We start from the raw sequence: 19,639 nt of genomic DNA on the forward strand, positions 1-19,639 counted from the left end.
AGCCGCAACAAGCCTGAGGTTCAGGCCTGCGGCTCGGCTTAGGAGCATGACGATCAATAAAACGCCCTCTCCCTTGCATAAGGGGGAGGGCATTTTTTTGGATGGATGACTACTCGACGCCGAGGGCGCGGATCTTGTCGAAGATGTCTGGCTCGAGCTTGCGGGCCATGCTGAGATCGGCGCTGCCGTCGGTGGGCTCGCCCTGGCGGCTCTTCACCACGCCGATGCCGGCGATGGCGAAGGCATTGTTGTCCTGGAGCGTCAGGGCCTTCTCGAAATCGTCTTTGGCTTCGTCCAGCTTGTCCTCAAGCACATAGACCCAGCCGCGGTCGACATAGCTCTGGGCGTTGGAGGGCTCCAGCTCGACGACCTTGGTGAAGTCGTCCTCGGCCTTGCCGAAATCCTTCATGGTCCGATGGAGCGTGCCGCGGTTCTGATAGCCGGGGACGTATTCGGCGTTCTTCTCCAGGCCGGCGGTGTATTCGTCCAGGGCCTCGTCTTGCTTGTCCTGCAGCTCGTAGATCTTGCCGCGCAGGATATGAGGAGCTGCAGAGTCCGGCTGGAGCTCGACCGTCTTTTCGAGATCGTCCAGGGCCTCGTCGTACTTCTTCTGCACGCCGTAGGCGCGGGCGCGGCTCAGATAGAGCACGGCGCGCTCGTCATCGATGGCGATGGCGTCGTTGAGCTCCTTGATAGCGCCATCCACATCGCCCATTGCGGAAAGCGCATAGGCTCGGTTGCCGTGGGCGATGATGACGTGCTCTTCATCGGTGCCTTCGTCGGCATCGATATAGACCTTGCAGGCGCGTAGCACCTCTTCGATGGAGCCTTCGCCATTGAAGCAGGGATTGGTCTTGTCGACACTCTCCGCCTGCATGGCTTCGGTAGCGCTTTGGGTCTCTTTCTCGGCTTCGTCCTTTGCCTCATCGGCGGCGTGGAGGGCGGTGGCGGGCACGGCGAGCAGCACGGCGAGGCTGGCGCCGAATAGCAGATGGCGCGCGAATTGCGCGCCGGAAACGACGTTACGACGGTAGGCGAACATGACGCGGGGTCTCCTTGGATCCTCGTATCTTTCTCTTTTGTTCCAGCTTTAGAGGGCGCGACGCTTCGGCGTCAACTTAACGGGGCGTAATCTGACGCCTGCGCGTGAGTTCGCTGCGGATCTCTTCCGGCGTGGTTAAATTGCGCCCCGTCTTCTGCAGCTCTCAACATGGCGCGGCTTTAGGGTCTATAAGCAGCGCTTTCAGATGCGGCGCCGGTCCGGCACACTGGCGCGCGGGGACAAAGACCCGAGGGAGGACCGATGTCCATTCAATCCATTCTCCTGCCCCTGTTCGTGCAGGTGCTGCTGACCTTCATCCTCCTGTTCTGGATGATCGCGTTGCGGCTCCAGGCGCTGCGCCGCGGGCAGGTGCGCGCCGAATCCATTGCGCTCAGGGAATCGAAATGGCCGCCGCGGGTCATCCAGATCGGCAATGCCTTCCACAATCAGCTGGAAGTGCCCGTTCTCTTCTATGTGGTGATGCTGCTGGCGCTCGAGACCCAGACGCTGGACCTGTTCATCCTGGTGCTCGCCTGGATGTTCGTGATCTCGCGCATCGTCCATGCCTGGATCCACGTTACCAGCAACCAGCTGGAGCACCGCACGCCGGTCTTCCTGATCGGGGCGATCGCCGTGCTGTTGATCTGGATCATCGTGATCGGCCGCGTCATCATCTTCGCGAGCCTGTAATGCAGGCTCCGGGACGTGTGAGTGCCGCCATCGAGGTGCTGGCGGACATGGAGACGCGCAAGCGGCCGGCGGCCGAGGCGCTGAAGGATTGGGGCTCCGCCCACCGCTTCGCCGGGTCCGGCGACCGGGCGGCAATCGGCAATCTGGTCTTCGATGCGCTGCGGATACGGGCGTCCTCCGCCTATCTCATGGGGGAGGAGTCCCCGCGGGCCTTGGCGCTCCGCGCGTTAGTCGATCTCTGGGGCATGACGCCGGACGAGGTCGCCGGGCTTTGCGACGGCAGCCGGTTCGCGCCTGAGCGCCTGAGCGAGGCGGAGAGTGCAGGGCTAAACAACACTCTGCCATCGGATGCGCCGGATCCCATCAAAGGCAACTATCCGGACTGGCTGCATGCGGATTTCGCGCGGGCCTTCGGCGAGATGGCGGCGGAGGAGGGGGAGGCGCTCGCCACCCGGGCGCCGGTGGATCTCCGGGTGAACACCCTGAAGGCCGATCGGGAGAAGGTGCTGAAGGCGCTTTCCCGCCATCATCCGGACGCGACGCCATTCTCGCCGAACGGTATCCGAATCGCAGCGGGGACCGGCCCCTCACGCAGCCCCCATGTGGAGGCGGAGGCAGGCCACGGCAAAGGCTGGTTCGAGGTGCAGGACGAGGGCTCGCAGATCGCGAGCCTGATCGCCGGCGCCACACGGAAAGCGCAAGCGATCGATCTGTGCGCCGGTGCCGGCGGCAAAACCCTGGCGTTGGCGGCTTCCATGGAGAACACAGGTCAGCTCTACGCCTACGATTCCGACAAGATGCGGCTGCGGCCCATCTTCGAGCGGCTGAAGCGGGCCGGCGCCCGCAACGTCCAGGTGCTGGATGGTGGCGATCCGGCCGTGCTCGCCCCGCTCGAGGGCAGGATGGATCTCGTGCTCATCGATGCGCCCTGCACGGGCTCGGGCACGTGGCGGCGGCGGCCGGACGCCAAATGGCGGCTGTCGGAGGCCAATCTAGAGACCCGCCAGGCGGAGCAGCAGGCGGTGCTGGAGGAGGGTGCGCCACTCGTGAAGTCCGGCGGGCTGCTTTGCTACATCACCTGCTCAGTGCTGCCATCAGAGAACGAGGACCAGGTCACCACTTTCCTTGAGCGCCATTCCGATTTCGCTCCAGAGCCCTGGCGGCCGGCCTGGGAGGCGGCCATGCCCGTCGCTCCGCCGGAGGCTTCGGCGCACGACAACCACCTCATCATGACACCTCGCACCTTCGGGACGGATGGGTTCTTCGTGGCTCTGCTGCGGCGGGCAGCGTGAGCTAGCTTGTCGACGTCATGCTGAGGTGCACGCCGAAGGCGTGCCTCGAAGCATCGGCCACGTGGTCCTTCGAGACTTGCTTCGCTCGCGCCTCAGGATGACGTGGAGCAGGCGCCTCAGGGAGATTAAGAACCGAGACCTCAGGATCACGGGGATCAAAGGTCGCGATTGGCCGCTTCCCATTGCCGATTGCCGACGTTTCGGCTAACCACCGTTCAATGACAGAGCGGGTGTTGATCGTCGATTTCGGAAGCCAGGTGACCCAGCTGATCGCGCGGCGGGTGCGCGAGGCGGGCGTCTATTCCGAGATCGTTCCCTTCGACAAGGCGGAAGCCGATCTGAAGGCGAATCCGCCCGCCGCTATCATCCTGTCCGGCGGGCCGGCGAGCGTTGCCGAAAGCGACACGCCCCGGGCGCCGCAAGCCGTGTTCGAAGCGGGTCTTCCCGTGCTCGGCATCTGCTATGGCGAGCAAGCCATGGTGGCCCAGCTCGGCGGCACGGTGGAGCCTCATAATTCCAAGGAGTTCGGCCGGGCGGATCTGGAAGTGGTCGAATCCACGCCGCTCTTCGACGGGGTCTGGCCTAAGGGCGAAATCCACCCGGTCTGGATGAGCCATGGCGACCGGGTGACCAAGCTGCCGGACGGTTTCAAGACCATCGCTATTTCCCAAGGCGCGCCGTTTGCGGCGATCGCCAATGAAGAGCGCAAGATGTACGGCGTGCAGTTCCACCCAGAGGTGGTGCACACGCCCCGGGGCGCCGAGCTCATCGCCAATTTCGTCCGCAATATCGCCGGGCTGAAGGGCGATTGGACCATGGCCCATTTCAAGGACACGGAGATCGCCAAGATCCGCGACCAGGTGGGCTCGGGCAAGGTGATCTGCGGGCTGTCGGGCGGGGTAGATTCGTCCGTCGCTGCGATCCTGATTCATGAGGCCATTGGCGATCAGCTCACCTGCATCTTCGTCGATCATGGGCTGCTGCGTCAGGACGAGCGGGCTCAGGTCGAGAGCCTGTTCCGCGAGACCTACAACATTCCGCTGGTGGTGGTGGATGCGTCCGAGCGTTTCCTCGCCGCGCTGAAGGACATCGACGATCCTGAGCAGAAGCGGAAGATCATCGGCAAGCTCTTCATCGACGTGTTCGACGAGGAGGCCAAGAAGCTCGGGGACGTCGACTTCCTCGCCCAAGGTACGCTCTATCCGGACGTGATCGAGAGCGTCTCGTTCTCGGGCGGTCCGTCGGTCACCATCAAATCCCACCACAATGTGGGGGGCTTGCCCGAACGCATGCGCATGAAGCTGGTGGAGCCCCTGCGCGAGCTGTTCAAGGACGAGGTCCGCGCGCTGGGCCGGGAGCTCGGCCTGCCGGAAGCCTTCGTCAATCGCCATCCCTTCCCGGGACCGGGGCTTGCCATCCGCATTCCCGGCGCTGTCTCCGAAGACAAGCTCGCCATATTGCGCCAGGCCGATGCGATCTATCTGGAAGAGATTCGCGCCGCGGGGCTCTACGACACGATCTGGCAGGCCTTCGCCGTGCTGCTGCCGGTGCGCACCGTCGGCGTGATGGGCGATGCGCGCACCTACGATTTCGTCTGCGCGCTGCGCGCCGTCACCTCCACCGACGGCATGACGGCCGACTACTACGACTTCTCCCACGAATTTCTGGGGCGCGCCGCCCGCCGCATCATCAACGAGGTGCGCGGCATCAACCGGGTGGTCTACGACATCACGTCGAAGCCGCCCGGAACTATCGAGTGGGAGTAGGGGCCGGATCGGAGGTTCGGAGCTGAAGACGGAACTCTCCGCGTCTGAGGCGCGCCGGATCGCGCTCACGGCCCAGGGCTTCAACGGATTGCAGCGCGACGGGGCGGCCGGTGCTGGCGCCTTGCGCAGAGCGATCCGCCGGCTTGGCCTGCTGCAGATCGACAGCGTGAACGTGCTCGTGCGCGCCCATTATCTGCCGCTCTTCTCCCGCCTCGGGGCTTACGACCGGACGCTGCTGGACAGGGTGGCGGAGGCCCGACCGAAGCGATTCTTCGAGTATTGGGGGCATGAGGCCTCGCTTCTTCCCATCGATCTGCATCCCCTCCTGCGCTGGCGCATGGCGCGCGCGCGTCAAGGTCAGGGTGTGTGGCGCGCTTTCGAACCTTTCGCAGGCGAACGGCGGGAAGAGGCCGATGCGCTGCTCGCCCGTATCGAACAGGAGGGGCCGCTTGCGGCGTCCGATCTAACGGAAGGCCCCGCGACGAAGGGCATGTGGCGCTGGAGCTCCGTGAAGCAGGCCCTGGAATGGTTGTTCTGGGCCGGGCTGGTCGCGGCCACCCATCGGCGCTCCAGCTTCGAGCGAGTCTACGATATCCCGGAGCGGGTGCTGCCGCGGGCGATCCTGGAGACCCCGACGCCCTCGGGCAACGATGCGCGGCGAGAGCTTCTGGCGCGCTCGGCCGCCGTGCTCGGTGCCGCCACGGCGCAGGATCTACGGGACTATTACCGCATCCCCGCCGCCGACGCCCGGCTGCCCATCGATCAGCTCGTCGAGGAGGGCACGCTGATCCCTGCGCGGGTGCGGGGCTGGCGCCAGCCGGCCTATCTGCACGCGAAGGCCCGGGCCGGTCGCAAGCTCGACGGCGCGGCGCTGCTCTCGCCCTTCGATCCGCTAATCTGGCACCGGCCGCGGACCGAGCGATTGTTCGACTTTCGCTACCGTCTGGAGATCTACACGCCAGCCCATAAGCGTGAGCATGGCTATTATGTGCTGCCCTTCCTGATGGACGGGGCGCTGGTGGCCCGGGTCGATCTTAAGGCCGACCGGAAGGCCTGTGCGCTTGTGGCGTTGCGGACCCATCTTGAGGAGGGTGCGCCGGCGGAGACGGGCGAGAGGCTGATGGCGGAGCTTCGCCTGATGGCCGATTGGCTCGGCCTGGCGGAGCTTATTCTCTCGCCGGAGGCCGCCGGGGCTCTTCCGCCCTCACTGGACCATCAATAATCCGGCGGCGACCAGTACGTTCAGCAAGCCCACCAGGATCATAAGAAGCCCGGCCACGGAGCCTTCCTCTTCGCCCAACTGATAAGCTTGGGCTGTGCCGGCGCCATGGGCGCCCAGCCCCAGCAATGCACCGCGGGCCAGGGACGTACGCAGCGGCAACCACTTCAGCAGGATCTCGCCGACCAGCGCGCCGAACACGCCCGTCAGCACCACGAAGATCGCGGTGAGGTTGGGGATGCCGCCGATATTTTCCGACATCTGCATGGCGAAGGGCGTGCTGATGGAGCGCGGCAGCAGGCTCAGGCGCATCTCATCGTCCAGCCCCAACAGGCTTGCGAAAAGCCAAGCCGTGCCCAGGGCGGTCGCGGTGCCGATGACCATGCCGACCATCAGCACGGGCCAATGGCGGCGTAGCAGGGCGCGGTGCTCGTAGATCGGCACGGCAAAGGCGACGGTGGTTGGGCCCAGCATGGCCAGGAGCCAGCCGGTGCTGTCGAGATAGTCGCGATAGCTGACATGGAGCGGTAGCGCGACGGCGAGCAGCAAGGCCGGGGTGAGGGCGATAGGCGCGAGCCACCACTGACCGAAGCGCGCATGGAGACGCCTGGCGATCCAGTAGGCCGCGATGGTCAACGCGGACCAGAACAGCATCTGGACATAGGGCTCTTGCCAAAGGGAATTCATGCCACGCTATCGGAGCTCATCCCGCATGCGTCGAAACGGTCGGCGTTCGTGCAAGCCGCGTGGTGCGTGCGCCAGCGGAAGCAGAGCTCCACGGTGAGCGCGCTGGAGATCATCACCGCGGCGGTGCCGGCGAGGATGACGATCATGATCTTCACCCCGAGCAGGCCGAGCATCTCCGGATGATTGAGTACCGCCAGGGTCGCGGGCATGAAGAACAGGATCATCTCGGCCAGGAACCAGCTCGAGCCCCGGCGCAGACTGAAGCGGCTGACCCGGCCGCTGGCCAGCAAGGCGAGCAGGAAGGCCAGTCCGACAACACCGCCTGACAGGGGAATGCCTGTGAGCCAGACGGCGAGCTGGCCGGCGAGCCAGACCAGCATGATCAGGCCGATTTGCGCGGCGCTGCTGTTGCGCAGAAAGCGGCGAAGCTGGATGCGGGCGGCGCGGAGGGTCATGAGGGGTCCTATGGGGAGTCCTGGGACTGGTGGCTTTCGAAGAAACATTGGCCCGGACTATATGCGGTGCAGCATAATTCCTAAAATGACTTGTCTGACTTAAGTCCATTCGGATATGGAATAAGTATGGAGCTCAGGAAACTTCGCGTTTTCGTCGAGGTGGTGCGCCAGGGGGGCTTTTCCGCTGCGGCCGAGACCCTGTTCGCGACTCAATCGACGGTCAGCAAGTCGGTGCGCCAGCTCGAGGACGAGATCGGCATGCCGCTCCTGAACCGGATCGGCCATCGGATCACCATGACGGAGGCGGGCGAAGTGGTGTTCCGCCGGGCACAGCAGCTTCTGGCCGACCGGGAGGATCTGATCGCCGAGCTCGACGATATCCGGGGCTTGCGGCGGGGGACCTTGCGGCTCGGCCTGCCGCCCATCGGCTCCAGCGTGCTGTTCGCGCCGGTCTTCACCCTTTACCGCAAGCGCTATCCCGGCATCGACGTCAGTCTTGTGGAGCATGGCGGCGACCGGCTGGACGAGCTGCTCCAGGCGGGCGAGATCGATCTCGCCGGCTCGCTGCTGCCGATACCGGAACAGGAGTATGACTGGCAGACGGTTCGCTGCGAGCCACTGGTGGCGCTGCTGGCGCGCGGCCATCCGCTCAAGGATGCGGGCCCGGTCACCTTGAAGGATCTGAAGGACGTGCCCTTCATCCTGTTCGAAAGCGGGTTTGCCCTGAACCGCATCATCATCGAGGCCTGCCGGGCGCAAGGGTTCGAGCCGCAGATCGTGGCGCGCAGCAGCCAGCTCGATTTCGTGGTGGAGCTGGCCGCGGCGGGGCTGGGGGTTGCCTTTCTGCCCCGCATGATCGCCGATGAGCGGCGCCGGGCCGCCGTGGATTACGTGCCGCTGAAGGGCCACGAGACCGATTGGAACCTCGCCGTCACGTGGCGTCGGAACGGCTACCTTTCCAAGAGCGCCCAAGCCTGGCTCGCCTGTCTGCGGGAGATCCACCAGGACGTTTGAGGGTGTGCTCCTTGCGCTGCGTCTTACGCTGCATCCAGCTCCGGAAAGATTGCCGTCCTAGCCAGGGCGAAACCCGAGTCGTGTCAGGGGCTTATTGCGCCTTCTTACGCTTGCGGTGAGCGGCCACCTTCGCCCGGTTGCCGCAGACGCTCATGCTGCACCAGCGCCTGGCGTGGGCTCGGGTGTGATCGGCGAAGAGCAGGATGCAGTCATGCCCCTCGCAGGCCTTCACATGAGCAAAGTCCTCTTCGGTGATGGTGTGCGCCATGGCCTCGGCGATGGGGAAGAGCAGGGTGTCGGGTGAGCGCCAGCGCCGCAGGGTCACGAAGCTCAGCCGGGGCTGGCCCGCTTCGTCGCTCCGGGTGACCTGGCCATAAATCTCGTCCCGCTCTAACAGTGTGTTGAGGGGCGCCAGCTCCCGCAGGCTCTTTTCGGTCAGCGGGCGGCCCATATGGGCGGTCACGAAGCTGCGAAACCAGTCGCGCAGCTCCCGCGCCTCGCCGGCCACGCGGTCCAGCTCGGCCGGCTTTGCGTGCTTGGCGATCTCATCGAGCGCGTCTGCCGGTACCAGCTCCGCTTCACGCAGCCATTCCACCAGGCCTTCACCATCGGCGAGCCAGTCGACGGGCTCCCCATGGGGCGTCGCCAGGGAATTCAAAAAATCGAGACCGCGGTCGTCGGCGATCAGCATCGGAGCTTCGGGTTCGGTCAAAACGGGCTTCTCCAAAGGTGTAACCTCTAAAATCATATTTGACAGGTTTCAGCCAATCAAGCATAACCACCTAAATGCATATTAGGTGGTTACAGTTTGGGAGGATGACAATGACCGACATTCGCTATCGCAGCACCGACGTCGACGGCTTGAAGATCTTCTATCGGGAGGCGGGGACGCCGGGCGCCGAGAAGCTTCTGCTCCTGCACGGCTTTCCGAGCTCCAGCCACATGTTCCGGGATCTCATCCCGCTGCTCGCCGACAAATTCCACATCGTCGCGCCGGATCTGCCGGGCTTCGGCCAGTCGGACGATCCGAAGGCGAACACATTCGAGTCTCTCGCCGAGACGACCGCCCGCTTCACCGAGGAGGTCGGGTTCGACCGCTTCGCCGTCTATGTCTTCGACTACGGTGCACCGACGGGCCTGCGGCTGGCGCTCAATCATCCGGAGCGCGTGTCGGCGATCATCACCCAGAACGGCAACGCCTATGAGGAGGGGCTGGGCGATGCATGGGCGCCGATCCGTGCCTATTGGGAGAACCCGACCCAGGAGAACCGCGATGCGATCCGCCCCGTGCTGACGCTTGAGACCACCTATTGGCAGTACACCCATGGGGTGGCCGATCCGGAGGAGGTCTCGCCGGATGGCTATACGCTGGACTGGCATTACCTCGGCCGTCCCGGCGCCACCGATATCCAGCTCGATCTGTTCGGCGACTATCAAAACAACGTCGCGATGTACCCGCAATTCCAGGAGTATTTCCGGACCCATAAGCCTCGTCTGCTGGCTGTCTGGGGCAAGCACGACCCGTTCTTCCTTCCGCCCGGCGCGGAGGCCTATAAGCGCGATATTCCCGAAGCCAAGATCGTGCTCTACGACACGGGCCACTTCGCGCTGGAAACCCACGCGGAAGAGATCGCGGGCGAGATCAGAGACTTTCTGGCCTAGGCGTCGGGCGGCTCGATGGGGTGACCGGCCCGCTTGAGGCGGACGATGGCCGCGTCCAGCGCCTGCAAGAAGGCCGAGCGATCGGCCTTGGAGAAGGGGCGGGGGCCGCCGGTTATGGCGCCCGCCGAGCGGAGATCGGTCATCAGGTCCCGGGTCGCGAGCGCCATGCCCATGGATCCAGCATCGAACGGCTTGCCGTTGGGAGCCAGAGCCTCGGCCCCGGCCGTGACCGCGCGATGGGCGAGCGGCACGTCGTTGGTCACCACGATGATCCCGGGCCGCGCCCGCTCGGCGATCCAGTCGTCGGCCACGTCCAGCCCCTGATCGACGATCACGCGCTCGATCGAAGGATGCTTCGGCAGCATCATGAAGGCATTCGAGACGACGATCGTCTTGATCCCATAGCGCAGCGCGACCTTGAACACCTCGTCCTTCACGGGACAGGCATCGGCATCGACGAGGATCAGGATCGGGTCCGGCATGGGTGGGGATTAGCAGGTCGGCGGGGCGGGGGCTAATCCTGGTTGCTGACGAAAGCGCACGATCCCGCAAACAGGATCGCGCCTTACGACTCCGGCCACGTCGACCCGGAGACCCGCGCCGAGGAGATTGCTAAGGTCCTGGGGTTGAGGCGGCATTCAGGAGGGATGGAATTTATGACCGACGCAAGTGACGACGGTTTCCTCGGCAGGATGATCGAGGTTGCGATCATCACCTCCGATCATCGCAAGGCGATCGAGGGCTTGTCCAAATTGGGCATCGGCCCGTGGCGCATCTATACCTTCAGCCCGGACAATGTCGCGAACCAGACCTACCGGGGGAAGCCCGCCGAATTCACGCTGAAGGTGTGTTTCGCCGATGCCGAGGACGGCAGTCCGGTCTGGGAGGTGATCGAGCCGGTCTCTGGGCCCACTATCTTCCAGGAGTTTATCGACGCCCATGGGGACGGCATCCATCACGTCGCTTATGACTGCAACGATATCCCATTCAAAGAGCGCATCGCGGAATTCGAGCGGCGCGGGTTTGAATTCGCCCAAGGCGGAAGCTGGGAAGGCAAATGCCACTTCGCCTTCTTCGAAACCGAGTCGAAGACGACGACCTGCCTGGAGACGATCGCCTTCGACGCCGACTGGACCTATCCGGAGCCGGACGCGTGGTACCCGCCGCGGGGTAAGGGGTGAGGTCGGTCGGGGGGGCCATCCTTAAACGACTTGCAAAGAAAATGCCGCGAAGGTGCTGTGTTATGAGAGGTTCGGCGTCTTCCGCAATGCGCCGGGACCGATATCGATACACGCCTTACTTCAGGACTATCCAATTCATGACTCCCCCCATTCCCGCCGCCCTCGCGGCTCTGATTTTCGTTCTTGCCGCGCCCGTCTTTAGCGTCCCCGCCTGGGCTGAATCCGCCTCTGCTGAGTCCGCCTCCGTCGCAGCCGAACTTCCCAAAGGCGCCAGCCTTGCGCCGGATGTGAAGCCTCTCACGTCCTATGCGCCGAAGGAGAATCCGGGGGCGACAGATTTCGACCCGGAGGACCGGCTGGCGATCGAGAACCTGCTCTATGCCTATTCCTTCGCCTACGACAATTACGAGGCTGAGGCCTGGCTCGACCTGTTCACCGACGATGCCGTGTTCGTCGCCGGCACGCCGGGGCAGCCGTCGGTCTCTTTCACCGGCGAAGGGTTCCGCAACTTCTGGACGGCGCGGATGAAGACCTTCGCGAGTTCCGGCAAACGGCGCCGGCATCTGATGTCCAACATCCTGTTCCTCGACCAGACCAAGGACACGGCCCATGTCAGCGTCGTGGGGCTTCTAACAAGCGCGAAGGACGGCAAGACCTTCAGCGCCGTCACCAGCCTCAACTACGAGGGCTGGCTGGTGAAGGGGCCTGAAGGGTGGAAGATCAAGCGCTGGCACGACCTGCCGGACGCGCCTGTGCCGCAATAGGATTGCCGGGAGCCTCAAGCGGTGCGCTCCAGCTACTGCGTCGCGCCCGCTCCAAAGCGCAAACCATCGAAAAGCAAGGCCATCATGCGGCGGGCCTCTTCGGGCCTGCCGTCGCTCGCCGGAGTCGCTAGCCGCAGCGCCGCCAGCAGAAGCTCGTTTGCGTCGATATCGGTGCGGATTTCTCCGGCCGCTTGTGCCGCATCGAGCAGCCCCTTCAGGACAGGGGTGAGCCGTCCAAAGACGTACTCGGGTAGCGCTTGGTAGGCCGGATCGCCCGAGTGCAGGGCAGGGCCTAGGCCGCGCTTGGTCGCCACCAGATCCACGAGACTTTCAAGCCATAAAGCAAGCGCTTCGCTCGGCGGCTTCTCGCCGGCCAGCGCGGCGCCGTGTTCCACCCTTGCGTCCACCTCACGGCGGAGGATCGCTTTGATCAGGTCCGAGCGCTGGGGGAAGTGCCGATAGAGGGTGCCGATGCCAACGCGGGCTTCCGCCGCGATCGTGCGCATCGGCGCGTCCACACCCTTCTCCGTAAAGACGGTCATTGCGGCCCGCAGCACGGCATCGAGATTGCGCCGCGCATCGGCGCGCATCGGCCTGCTCTCGTCCTCCTGTATGTCCGGTCGTGCGGCGTCCCGTCCCACGTTTGCGTCATCCTCTTGCTAAACGGAACGGTGTTCCGTATAAACGGAAGATCGTTCCGTTTCGTGTGTAGCCCGTTTTCCAGCGCTGCGCCAGCCTCTTGAGGAGACCGCCATGCATTACCGTCCGCTCGGCCGAACCGGCATTCAAGTCAGCCCCTGGTGCCTGGGCGCGATGATGTTCGGCGAACTCGCCAATTCCGATCATGAGGAGTGCGTCCGCATTATCCACAAGGCTCTCGATTTCGGCATCAACTTCATCGACACCGCCGACAGGTACAGCCAGGGCGAATCGGAGATCATCGTTGGAGAAGCCCTGAAGGGCAGGCGGGAGAACGTCGTGCTCGCCACCAAGTTCTATGGCCCGATGGGCGACGATCCGAACCAGCAGGGCGCCTCGCGCCGCTGGATCACGAAGGCCGTCGACGATTCTCTGCACCGGCTGCAGACGGATTATATCGATGTCTATCAGCTTCACCGGCCGACGCCTGACACCGATATCGAAGAGACCCTTTCGGCGCTCAGCGATCTCATGCGGGCGGGCAAAGTGCGCGCGATCGGCTCCTCGACCTTCCCCGCGTCAAATATCGTCGAGGCGCAATGGGTCGCCGAGCGGCGGGGCTTGGCCCGGTTCCGTACAGAGCAACCGCCCTATTCGATCCTCAACAGGTCCATCGAGCGCGAGGTGCTCCCTGCTTGCCAGCACTACGGCATGGGCGTGATGACCTGGAGTCCGCTGGCAAAGGGGATGCTGACCGGCAAATATCGCAAGGGGCAGCCCCAGCCTGACTCGCTGCGGGCCCAATATTTCCCGAAGGCGATGTCGGATGAGGCCAGTCTCGACGCGGTCGAGCAGCTGAATCCCCCTGGCGGAGAGCGCCGGCATGTCGCTGATGCATATGGGACTCGCCTTCGTGGCGGCGCATCCTGCGGTGACCTCGGCGATCATCGGCCCGCGCACCATGGAACAGCTGGATGGGCTGCTCGCCGGAGCTGAGGTGGCGCTGGACGACGAGATTCTTGATCGGATCGACGAGATCGTGCCGCCGGGCGTCGACGTGGCGCCGCTCGAGGCCGCCGCTTACGTGCCGCCGTCGATCGCACAAATCTCGATGCGCCGCCGGCCCATGGTGGAGCGCGCCGCGGCCTGAAGCCTTCCTCAGGAGGGTCGTTTCGCCGCGCCGGGGTAGTCAGAAGACGATTTCGTCGGTGCGGTCCGGCTCCATCCACCGTTCCACCTAGGGGCTTCTGCTGGTGATCGTCCTAGGCCGCCTCCTGCGACAACAGTCCTTTCGAAGCGGAGCCGACATGACGATGGTCGGTGCCGCAGCAGCCGCCGAACACGCGAAGGTTCGGCAGGAGGCCGCCAAGTTCGGCGTGCAGCGTGCCGAATTCTTCCGGATCGCCATCGTCGAGGGTTTCCGAGGCGTCCAGCTCCGCGTGGCTGAGGCGCGATGCGTTGGCCCGAACGCCACCGATGCGCTCCACCCAGTCCGCGCCGGTCTTGAGCGTCTCGGCGAAATGGTCCGGGTGGGCGCAGTTGACCATGTAGTAGAGCGGCGCGCCTGCGGTCTTCTCATCGGTCCGCGCGATCGCTTGCTCCAGCGTCTCTCCCGTCGGGAGCCGTCCGTCGGTTTCGACGGTGAACGACAGGACAACCGGCAAGTCCGCCTGCGCCGCGGCCTGGGCGATCCCGATGGCCTCTTCGGTATTGGTCATGGTGAGTGCCGAGATCATGTCGACGCCGGCGCGGGCCAGGCAGTCGATCTGCGGCTGATGCATCTTACGGGCTTCGCCAGCGTCGGGCGCCTCACTCGCCACGTAGCCATCACCCGCAGGGCCGATGACGCCGTTCAGCAGTATCGGCGAGACACGGGACTGCCAATCGGCCCGGATCTCTTTGGCAAAGGATACGGCCGCCTCGCTCAGGCGCAGCATCTGCGCTTCGGATTTCTCGAGCGCCGGGCCCCAGGCGGTGCAGCCGCGCCAGGTGTTGGTATCGAGGACGAACCCGGTTTGGGCTTCCTCGGCCATGGCCAGGAAGCCGTCGAAATAGCTGCGCATCGCTTCGCGGGCGGCTTCATCGTCCATGAGAAGAATGGCTGCGAAATTGGGCGCTTCGAAGCCTCTCTGGAAGAACAGCCATGTCTCGAATCCGCCGTCGGTCAGGAAGGGACGGCCGGTCTTCATTAATGTCTTAACGTTCGTCATCTGACACCTTTCTGGGATGCAAAATCGTCAGACCGGTATCTAGTCGATCCCGCCGGTCAAGGAAGGCGACTTGCGGTACGGTTTGGCAGACGAAAATCCGATAACGAGATCAATCCCTTAAGTTTCGAACATCGTTCCGAGACCATAGTGGGGCAGGAAAACCGCACTGGTGGTACTGTACCGTCGGTATGAATGCGTGGAGGAAATCGACGTGGCCCGTGGGGAAGAAACACGGCGAAAGATTCTCGACTTCGCTCAGGATGCTGTCTTGGCGAAAGGCTTCGACGCGACGTCGATCGACGAGATCGTCGCCAATGTCGAGATTACAAAGAGCGGCTTCTTCTATCACTTCAGGGACAAGAACGCTCTCGCCCGCGCGCTGATCGAGCGTCACATCGCGGTGGAGGACGAGCTCTTCGACGATCTGATCGGCCGGGCGGGGGAGCTCTCCGACGACCCTCTGCAGAAAGCGTTGATCGCCTTCAAGCTGCTGGCGGAGCTGATCGAGGATATGCCCAACGGGCACCCGGGCTGCGTTGTGGCGACGGCTGTCTATCAGGACAGGCTGTTCAACCGTGAGGTCCGCGAAGCGAACCGCCGCGCGGTGCTTGGCTGGCGCCAGCGTTTCAGGGCCATGTTCGACGATATCACCGCGGTCTATCGGCCCCACGACGAGGTCGATCTGGACCATCTCGCCGACATGGTGAGTTCCGTCATCGAGGGAGGCCTCGTCATGGCGCGGGCGATCGGGGATCCTTCCGTCACGTCCCAGCAAGTCATGCTCTTGCGCTCCTACGTGAAGCTTCTTTTCTCGCCGAGGCTTTAACGACCGCCAGGCTGAACCATCTTTCCGCCAGGGCGTGTACCCCGTAGCGAATAGAGAAAGGTCTGCTCATGAAGATCACGCGCGTTGACGAGCGAGCCTCCAATCCAGGTCCGGACGACTATTTCACCGGCAGGGTGCGGATCGATCCGCTGTTCAAGGCGGAGGAGCCCGGCCGGGTCGCCGGCGCCTCCGTCACCTTCGAGCCCGGCGCGCGTACCGCCTGGCATACCCATCCGCTGGGCCAGACCCTGATCGTTACCCAGGGCGTGGGGCGCGTGCAGCGGGAAGGCGGACCCGTCGAGGTGATCCGCCCCGGCGACGTGGTCTGGTTCCCGGCCGGCGAGAAGCACTGGCACGGTGCCTCTCCCGAGGTCGCCATGACCCATATCGCGGTCCAGGAAGCAAAAGACGGCGAGGTGGTAACCTGGATGGAGAAGGTGTCCGACGAGGATTATCGCGGCTGAGGACGGTCCTGGTCCGTGCGTTGTCGGTCTTGAAGTCGCCATGCCATCGTCGCATCGTTTCGGCCTGACGATAGCTTCTGTCGCGAGGGATGATTCGGTGGGCAGATCGCTTCTTTTCGCTCTGATCGGCGTCACTTGCGCAGGCCTCGCCTTCGCGCTTGCCCTTGGCGGTGCTGCGCCCAAGGCGCAGGCGCAGCAGGCGACTTGGCCGCAATGGCTGCTGCCCTATATCGGCACCGGCGACGGGCAGATCGCACCTGTCGTGATCGCACGAGCCCGGGCGCTCTATTACCAGAAGCTCCAGGCCGGCCAGACCCGAAACCCCTGCTATTTCGCCATGGATGCGACGCGCCCCAACGGCGTCGGCCAGCAGGGGCGGTTCTACGTCATCTGCGAGCGCGACCAGGTCTTCAAAGTCATGTCATCCGGTCACGGCAATGGGATGAACCTTCAGACGGTGGGGAACTTCGCCAACGGGCCGGATTGCTCGGAGCATTTCTCCAACGCGGAAGGCTCGCTCCTCACCATGGGCGGGGCCTATATGACCGGCGAGCACAAGACCTCCTTCAAGGGCTACTACAAGGCGGACGGGAAATACGTGCCACTGATGCGAACCTTCATCCAGTTCGAAGGGGAGGGGGAGACGGCGAACGCGGTCGAACGTCAGATCGGCGGACACCCGTCCGTGGTGATCCGTGCGCAATGCCGGATAAAGCCGCCGGACCCTGCCTACGCCCAATATGCCGACGAGCAGGGCTATGTGCCCTACGGCGAGTTCATCAACTATACGGGCAAGCGGAGCAACGGCTGCACCAACTGGTCCTGGGCGGACGCGAACGAGATCACCCGGATGGTGCAGAACAATCCCACCAGCCTCTATATCTATCCGGAATCGCGGGACATCGTGGCCGTTGGGCGTGGGGTGCGCGGGGCCTATTGGAACGCGGCATGCCTGCGCGCCATCGGCCGGCCGAAGTTCTGGCCGAGAGCGAGCCTGGAGCCTGCCATCGACCGGTACAAGAAGAAGTATCCGGCGCCCCCGCCGCGGCCCTTGCCGATCTGCCGCTGAGCTGCCGCCTCGATGTGCCGGGGATGCGAATTGCAGCAATTCTTCTACCGTGCGTGCCCAGCGTGGCGTAGCGTAAACGAAAGCCTAACCCTGGCCTGTCAGATTCGGCTGAGGGGGATCGAAATCCAATGCTTTTGAGATCGCTTCTTCCAGCTCTGATCGGCTTTGCCGCGCTTGCGTTTGGAGCGGGCGTTCCGGATGCGCGCGCGCAGCTCAACGCCCCGGACTGGCTCATGCGCCATGTGGGGACGGGCGAGGGGCAGATCGCGCCGGTCGTACTCTACCGGGCGCGCCAGCTCTATTTCCAGCAGCTCCAAGCCGGACGGATCCGCAATCGCTGCTATTTTGCCATGGATGCGACCCGGCCTTCCGGCGTCGGCAAGAACGGGCGCTTCTACATCATTTGCGAGCGGGAGAAGATCTACAAAGTCATGTCCTCCGGCCATGGCAACGGACGCAATCTCGGCCGGCTCGGCAATTTCGCCAACGGGCGGCAATGCGCGAAGAACTTCTCCAACGCGCTGGATTCCAAGCTGACCGCCGGCGGGCCTTATCTGACGGCGGAGCTGAAGGATTCCTTCAAGGGCTATTACACGGCGAGCGGCAAGTCTCAGCCCCTGGTGCGCACCTTCATCCAGTTCGAGGGGATGGGGGAGGCGGCCAACGCACGGCCGCGGGAAATCGGCGGCCACGCGGCGGTGATGCTGCGCTGGCAATGCCGCATGAAGGCGCCGGACAGGCAATACGCAGACGAGAATGGCTTCGCGCCATACGGCACGTACGTGAACTACACGGGCGGGCGCAGCAATGGCTGCACGAGCTGGTCCTGGTCGGACACTCAGGACATCAAGGAGATGGTGCGCAACAACCCGACCACGCTCTATATCTACCCCGAATCCCGTGACATCGCGGCGGTCGCCAGCGGCGCGCAGGGTGCTTATTGGAATGCCGCCTGTTTGCGGGCGATCGGCAAGCCGAAGTTCTGGCCGAAGGAGCAGCTGGAGCCGGTTATCAAGCGCTGGAAGGCCTCGCTGCCCAAGGGGCCGCCGCCCAAGCCGCTGCCGATCTGCCGGTAAACTCCCAGGGCTTCGTCCGGAGCCGTATTCGAAGAGACGTTTCCTTGACCATCGGATTTATCGGACTCGGCCTCATGGGCCAGCCCATGGCGTTGAACTTGGCGTCTTCTCTGCCCTCAGCGGGAGAAGCGCTGATCGTCTGGAATCGCACGCCCTCGAAATGCGAGCCTCTTCGGGCTGCCGGCGCGGAGGTGGCACCGAGCGCCGAGGCGGTTTTCGACGCGGCGCGGATCGTGATCCTCATGATGGTGGATGATGGTGCGGCCGATATCGTGCTGGAGCGGGGTACGTCCAGCTTTGCAGAAAACGTCCGCAATCGCATCGTGGTCAATATGGGGACCCACTCCGCCGCCTATTCGCGCGCGCTGGAGTCGGAGATCCGAAACGCGGGCGGACGCTTTGTCGAGGCGCCTGTGTCCGGCTCGCGCAAGCCCGCCGAGGCCGGTGAGTTGATCGCCATGGTCGCAGGCGAGCCGGATGCGGTGGACGAGGTCCGCCCGTGTCTCGCGCCGATGTGCTCCGAGGTCTTGGACTGCGGCGCGGTGCCCTCCGCCCTCGCGACCAAGCTTTCGGTCAATCTGTTCCTCATCACCATGGTGACCGCGCTGGCGGAATCTTTTCATCTGGCCGGACGGTTGGGGGTGGACCTGGAGCGCTTCGCGGAGGTGTTGAATGCCGGGCCGATGGCGAGCGCGGTTTCCAAGGTGAAGTTGCAGAAGCTGCTGGAGGAGGATTTCGAGGTTCAGGCGGCGATCACCGATGTCCTCAAGAACGCCGACCTAACGGCAGAGGCAGCCAGAACGTCGGAGACTGCTTCGCCGCTCCTCGATGCAAGCCGTACGCTCTATGAGGAAACCGTTGCACTCGGCTTCGGAGCGGAGGACATGGCCGCGGTGGTGAAGGCGATCGAGGCAAGAACGTCGAAAGCCGGCTCGTAATCGGGTTATTCTCTCGTCCGTCTCTCTCCCCCTGTTTTCATCCACATTTCCATCAGCCGACCTTTCTCCATGTCTCAATCCACCCGCGCGACGAAGGCTCTCGAGGCGGCCGGCGTCGCCTTCACCCTCCATACTTACGATTACGATGCCTCCGCCGAGCGTATCGGGCTACAGGCGGCCGACGCCTTGGGCGAGGACCCGGCTCGGATTCTGAAGACCCTCATGGCGCTGGTGGATGGCGAGCCCGTCATCGCGATTCTCCCGTCCGACGCTCAGGTCGCCATGAAGAAGCTCGCTGCCGCCTTCGTGGGGCGGAAGGCGAAGATGATGCCGCCGGCGGATGCCGAACGGCTGACGGGCTACAAGGTCGGCGGGATCTCGCCCTTCGGTCAGATGCGCAAAGTGCCGGTGGCCATGGAGGAAACGGCGCTCGCCGAACCCCATGTCTTCATCAATGGCGGTCAGCGGGGCTTGCAGATCCGCATGAACCCGCAGGATGCGGTGACCGTGCTGGACGCGTTGACCATTCCGCTCGTGGCGTAGACGGCCGAGCACTCATTCCAATTCAACGGCAGTCCTAGCCCACGAGGTCAACGGGGCAGGGAACGTTGCGCGAATATTCAACAAAACGGTTGAATGTCTGCG

The 19,639-nt window shown here is 64.1% G+C and carries 23 protein-coding genes; 16 read left to right on the plus strand and 7 right to left on the minus strand.

Annotated features, from left to right (window positions below; genetic code table 11):
* Positions 1–109: 109 nt before the first annotated feature.
* Positions 110–1,042, minus strand: a complete 933-nt coding sequence (locus ACFQ2F_RS07110) for a tetratricopeptide repeat protein (protein WP_379087789.1) — start codon at positions 1,040–1,042, stop codon at positions 110–112.
* Between the two features lie 261 nt (positions 1,043–1,303).
* On the opposite strand from ACFQ2F_RS07110, the gene ACFQ2F_RS07115 reads away from it, so the two are divergent.
* From ACFQ2F_RS07115 to ACFQ2F_RS07130, 4 genes are all read left to right on the plus strand, one after another.
* Positions 1,304–1,732 (plus strand): MAPEG family protein, encoded by a 429-nt coding sequence (locus tag ACFQ2F_RS07115; protein WP_379087792.1) that lies wholly within the window; start codon positions 1,304–1,306, stop codon positions 1,730–1,732.
* The gene (locus tag ACFQ2F_RS07120; protein ID WP_379087795.1) at positions 1,732–3,024 is read left to right on the plus strand and encodes an RsmB/NOP family class I SAM-dependent RNA methyltransferase; all 1,293 of its coding nucleotides are present in this window, start codon (positions 1,732–1,734) and stop codon (positions 3,022–3,024) included. The genes ACFQ2F_RS07115 and ACFQ2F_RS07120 overlap by 1 nt, the downstream gene beginning before the upstream one ends.
* A 218-nt stretch (positions 3,025–3,242) precedes the next feature.
* Entirely contained in the window at positions 3,243–4,790 is a 1,548-nt protein-coding gene (guaA, locus tag ACFQ2F_RS07125) for a glutamine-hydrolyzing GMP synthase (protein WP_379087798.1), read from the plus strand.
* 22 nt (positions 4,791–4,812) lie between these two features.
* Positions 4,813–6,012, plus strand: a complete 1,200-nt coding sequence (locus ACFQ2F_RS07130; RefSeq protein WP_379090626.1) for a winged helix-turn-helix domain-containing protein — start codon at positions 4,813–4,815, stop codon at positions 6,010–6,012.
* Here the strand turns inward: ACFQ2F_RS07130 and ACFQ2F_RS07135 are convergent.
* On the minus strand, positions 5,995–6,696 hold the full coding sequence (locus tag ACFQ2F_RS07135; protein WP_379087801.1) for an LrgB family protein: 702 nt from the start codon (positions 6,694–6,696) through the stop codon (positions 5,995–5,997). The two genes, ACFQ2F_RS07130 and ACFQ2F_RS07135, sit on opposite strands and share 18 nt — an antisense overlap.
* Positions 6,693–7,151 (minus strand): CidA/LrgA family protein, encoded by a 459-nt coding sequence (locus tag ACFQ2F_RS07140; RefSeq protein ID WP_379087804.1) that lies wholly within the window; start codon positions 7,149–7,151, stop codon positions 6,693–6,695. The genes ACFQ2F_RS07135 and ACFQ2F_RS07140 overlap by 4 nt, the downstream gene beginning before the upstream one ends.
* 126 nt (positions 7,152–7,277) lie before the next feature.
* On the opposite strand from ACFQ2F_RS07140, the gene ACFQ2F_RS07145 reads away from it, so the two are divergent.
* Positions 7,278–8,165, plus strand: coding sequence for a LysR family transcriptional regulator (locus ACFQ2F_RS07145; RefSeq protein WP_379087807.1), 888 nt, complete (start codon positions 7,278–7,280; stop codon positions 8,163–8,165).
* A 91-nt stretch (positions 8,166–8,256) separates the two neighbouring features.
* On the opposite strand, the gene ACFQ2F_RS07150 is transcribed toward ACFQ2F_RS07145, so the two are convergent.
* Positions 8,257–8,856, minus strand: coding sequence for a CGNR zinc finger domain-containing protein (locus ACFQ2F_RS07150; protein ID WP_379090628.1), 600 nt, complete (start codon positions 8,854–8,856; stop codon positions 8,257–8,259).
* A gap of 131 nt (positions 8,857–8,987) precedes the next feature.
* On the opposite strand from ACFQ2F_RS07150, the gene ACFQ2F_RS07155 reads away from it, so the two are divergent.
* Positions 8,988–9,827 carry an alpha/beta fold hydrolase gene (locus ACFQ2F_RS07155; protein ID WP_379087811.1) on the plus strand — a complete coding sequence of 280 codons (840 nt, stop codon included), beginning with the start codon at positions 8,988–8,990 and terminating at the stop codon, positions 9,825–9,827.
* On the opposite strand, the gene ACFQ2F_RS07160 is transcribed toward ACFQ2F_RS07155, so the two are convergent.
* Positions 9,824–10,309, minus strand: a complete 486-nt coding sequence (locus tag ACFQ2F_RS07160) for a YaiI/YqxD family protein (protein ID WP_379087814.1) — start codon at positions 10,307–10,309, stop codon at positions 9,824–9,826. The two genes, ACFQ2F_RS07155 and ACFQ2F_RS07160, sit on opposite strands and share 4 nt — an antisense overlap.
* 174 nt (positions 10,310–10,483) lie before the next feature.
* On the opposite strand from ACFQ2F_RS07160, the gene ACFQ2F_RS07165 reads away from it, so the two are divergent.
* Together ACFQ2F_RS07165 and ACFQ2F_RS07170 are read left to right on the plus strand one after the other, a co-directional pair.
* Positions 10,484–11,008 (plus strand): VOC family protein, encoded by a 525-nt coding sequence (locus ACFQ2F_RS07165; RefSeq protein WP_379087817.1) that lies wholly within the window; start codon positions 10,484–10,486, stop codon positions 11,006–11,008.
* 137 nt (positions 11,009–11,145) lie between these two features.
* On the plus strand, positions 11,146–11,772 hold the full coding sequence (locus tag ACFQ2F_RS07170; RefSeq protein ID WP_379087820.1) for a nuclear transport factor 2 family protein: 627 nt from the start codon (positions 11,146–11,148) through the stop codon (positions 11,770–11,772).
* Between the two features lie 32 nt (positions 11,773–11,804).
* Here ACFQ2F_RS07170 and ACFQ2F_RS07175 read toward each other — a convergent pair whose 3' ends face one another.
* Entirely contained in the window at positions 11,805–12,362 is a 558-nt protein-coding gene (locus tag ACFQ2F_RS07175) for a TetR/AcrR family transcriptional regulator (protein ID WP_379087823.1), read from the minus strand.
* Between the two features lie 163 nt (positions 12,363–12,525).
* Between ACFQ2F_RS07175 and ACFQ2F_RS07180 the strand changes: the two genes are divergently transcribed.
* Positions 12,526–13,407: an aldo/keto reductase gene (locus tag ACFQ2F_RS07180; RefSeq protein ID WP_379087826.1), complete on the plus strand. Its 882-nt coding sequence runs from the start codon at positions 12,526–12,528 to the stop codon at positions 13,405–13,407.
* On the plus strand, positions 13,310–13,561 hold the full coding sequence (locus ACFQ2F_RS07185; protein WP_379090630.1) for a hypothetical protein: 252 nt from the start codon (positions 13,310–13,312) through the stop codon (positions 13,559–13,561). Before ACFQ2F_RS07180 ends, ACFQ2F_RS07185 begins: the two co-directional genes overlap by 98 nt.
* 112 nt (positions 13,562–13,673) lie before the next feature.
* Here the strand turns inward: ACFQ2F_RS07185 and ACFQ2F_RS07190 are convergent, their stop codons facing one another.
* Complete coding sequence (locus tag ACFQ2F_RS07190; protein WP_379087829.1) at positions 13,674–14,621, minus strand: homocysteine S-methyltransferase family protein; 948 nt, start codon at positions 14,619–14,621, stop codon at positions 13,674–13,676.
* Positions 14,622–14,832: 211 nt separating this feature from the next.
* Here ACFQ2F_RS07190 and ACFQ2F_RS07195 point away from each other — a divergent pair, with 211 nt between their 5' ends.
* The 6 genes from ACFQ2F_RS07195 to ybaK all read left to right on the plus strand — a co-directional run bounded on the left by ACFQ2F_RS07195 (position 14,833) and on the right by ybaK (position 19,537).
* Positions 14,833–15,447, plus strand: coding sequence for a TetR/AcrR family transcriptional regulator (locus ACFQ2F_RS07195; protein ID WP_379087832.1), 615 nt, complete (start codon positions 14,833–14,835; stop codon positions 15,445–15,447).
* Between the two features lie 68 nt (positions 15,448–15,515).
* Positions 15,516–15,911, plus strand: a complete 396-nt coding sequence (locus tag ACFQ2F_RS07200; RefSeq protein WP_379087835.1) for a (R)-mandelonitrile lyase — start codon at positions 15,516–15,518, stop codon at positions 15,909–15,911.
* Positions 15,912–16,008: 97 nt separating this feature from the next.
* The gene (locus ACFQ2F_RS07205) at positions 16,009–16,980 is read left to right on the plus strand and encodes a hypothetical protein (protein WP_379087838.1); all 972 of its coding nucleotides are present in this window, start codon (positions 16,009–16,011) and stop codon (positions 16,978–16,980) included.
* Positions 16,981–17,108: 128 nt separating this feature from the next.
* On the plus strand, positions 17,109–18,056 hold the full coding sequence (locus tag ACFQ2F_RS07210) for a hypothetical protein (protein ID WP_379087840.1): 948 nt from the start codon (positions 17,109–17,111) through the stop codon (positions 18,054–18,056).
* 44 nt (positions 18,057–18,100) lie between these two features.
* On the plus strand, positions 18,101–18,994 hold the full coding sequence (locus tag ACFQ2F_RS07215; protein WP_379087843.1) for an NAD(P)-dependent oxidoreductase: 894 nt from the start codon (positions 18,101–18,103) through the stop codon (positions 18,992–18,994).
* 69 nt (positions 18,995–19,063) lie between these two features.
* The gene (ybaK, locus tag ACFQ2F_RS07220; protein WP_379087846.1) at positions 19,064–19,537 is read left to right on the plus strand and encodes a Cys-tRNA(Pro) deacylase; all 474 of its coding nucleotides are present in this window, start codon (positions 19,064–19,066) and stop codon (positions 19,535–19,537) included.
* Positions 19,538–19,639: the final 102 nt, after the last annotated feature.

The organism is Methyloligella solikamskensis (assembly GCF_042676065.1).
Lineage (GTDB): Bacteria > Pseudomonadota > Alphaproteobacteria > Rhizobiales > Methyloligellaceae > Methyloligella > Methyloligella solikamskensis.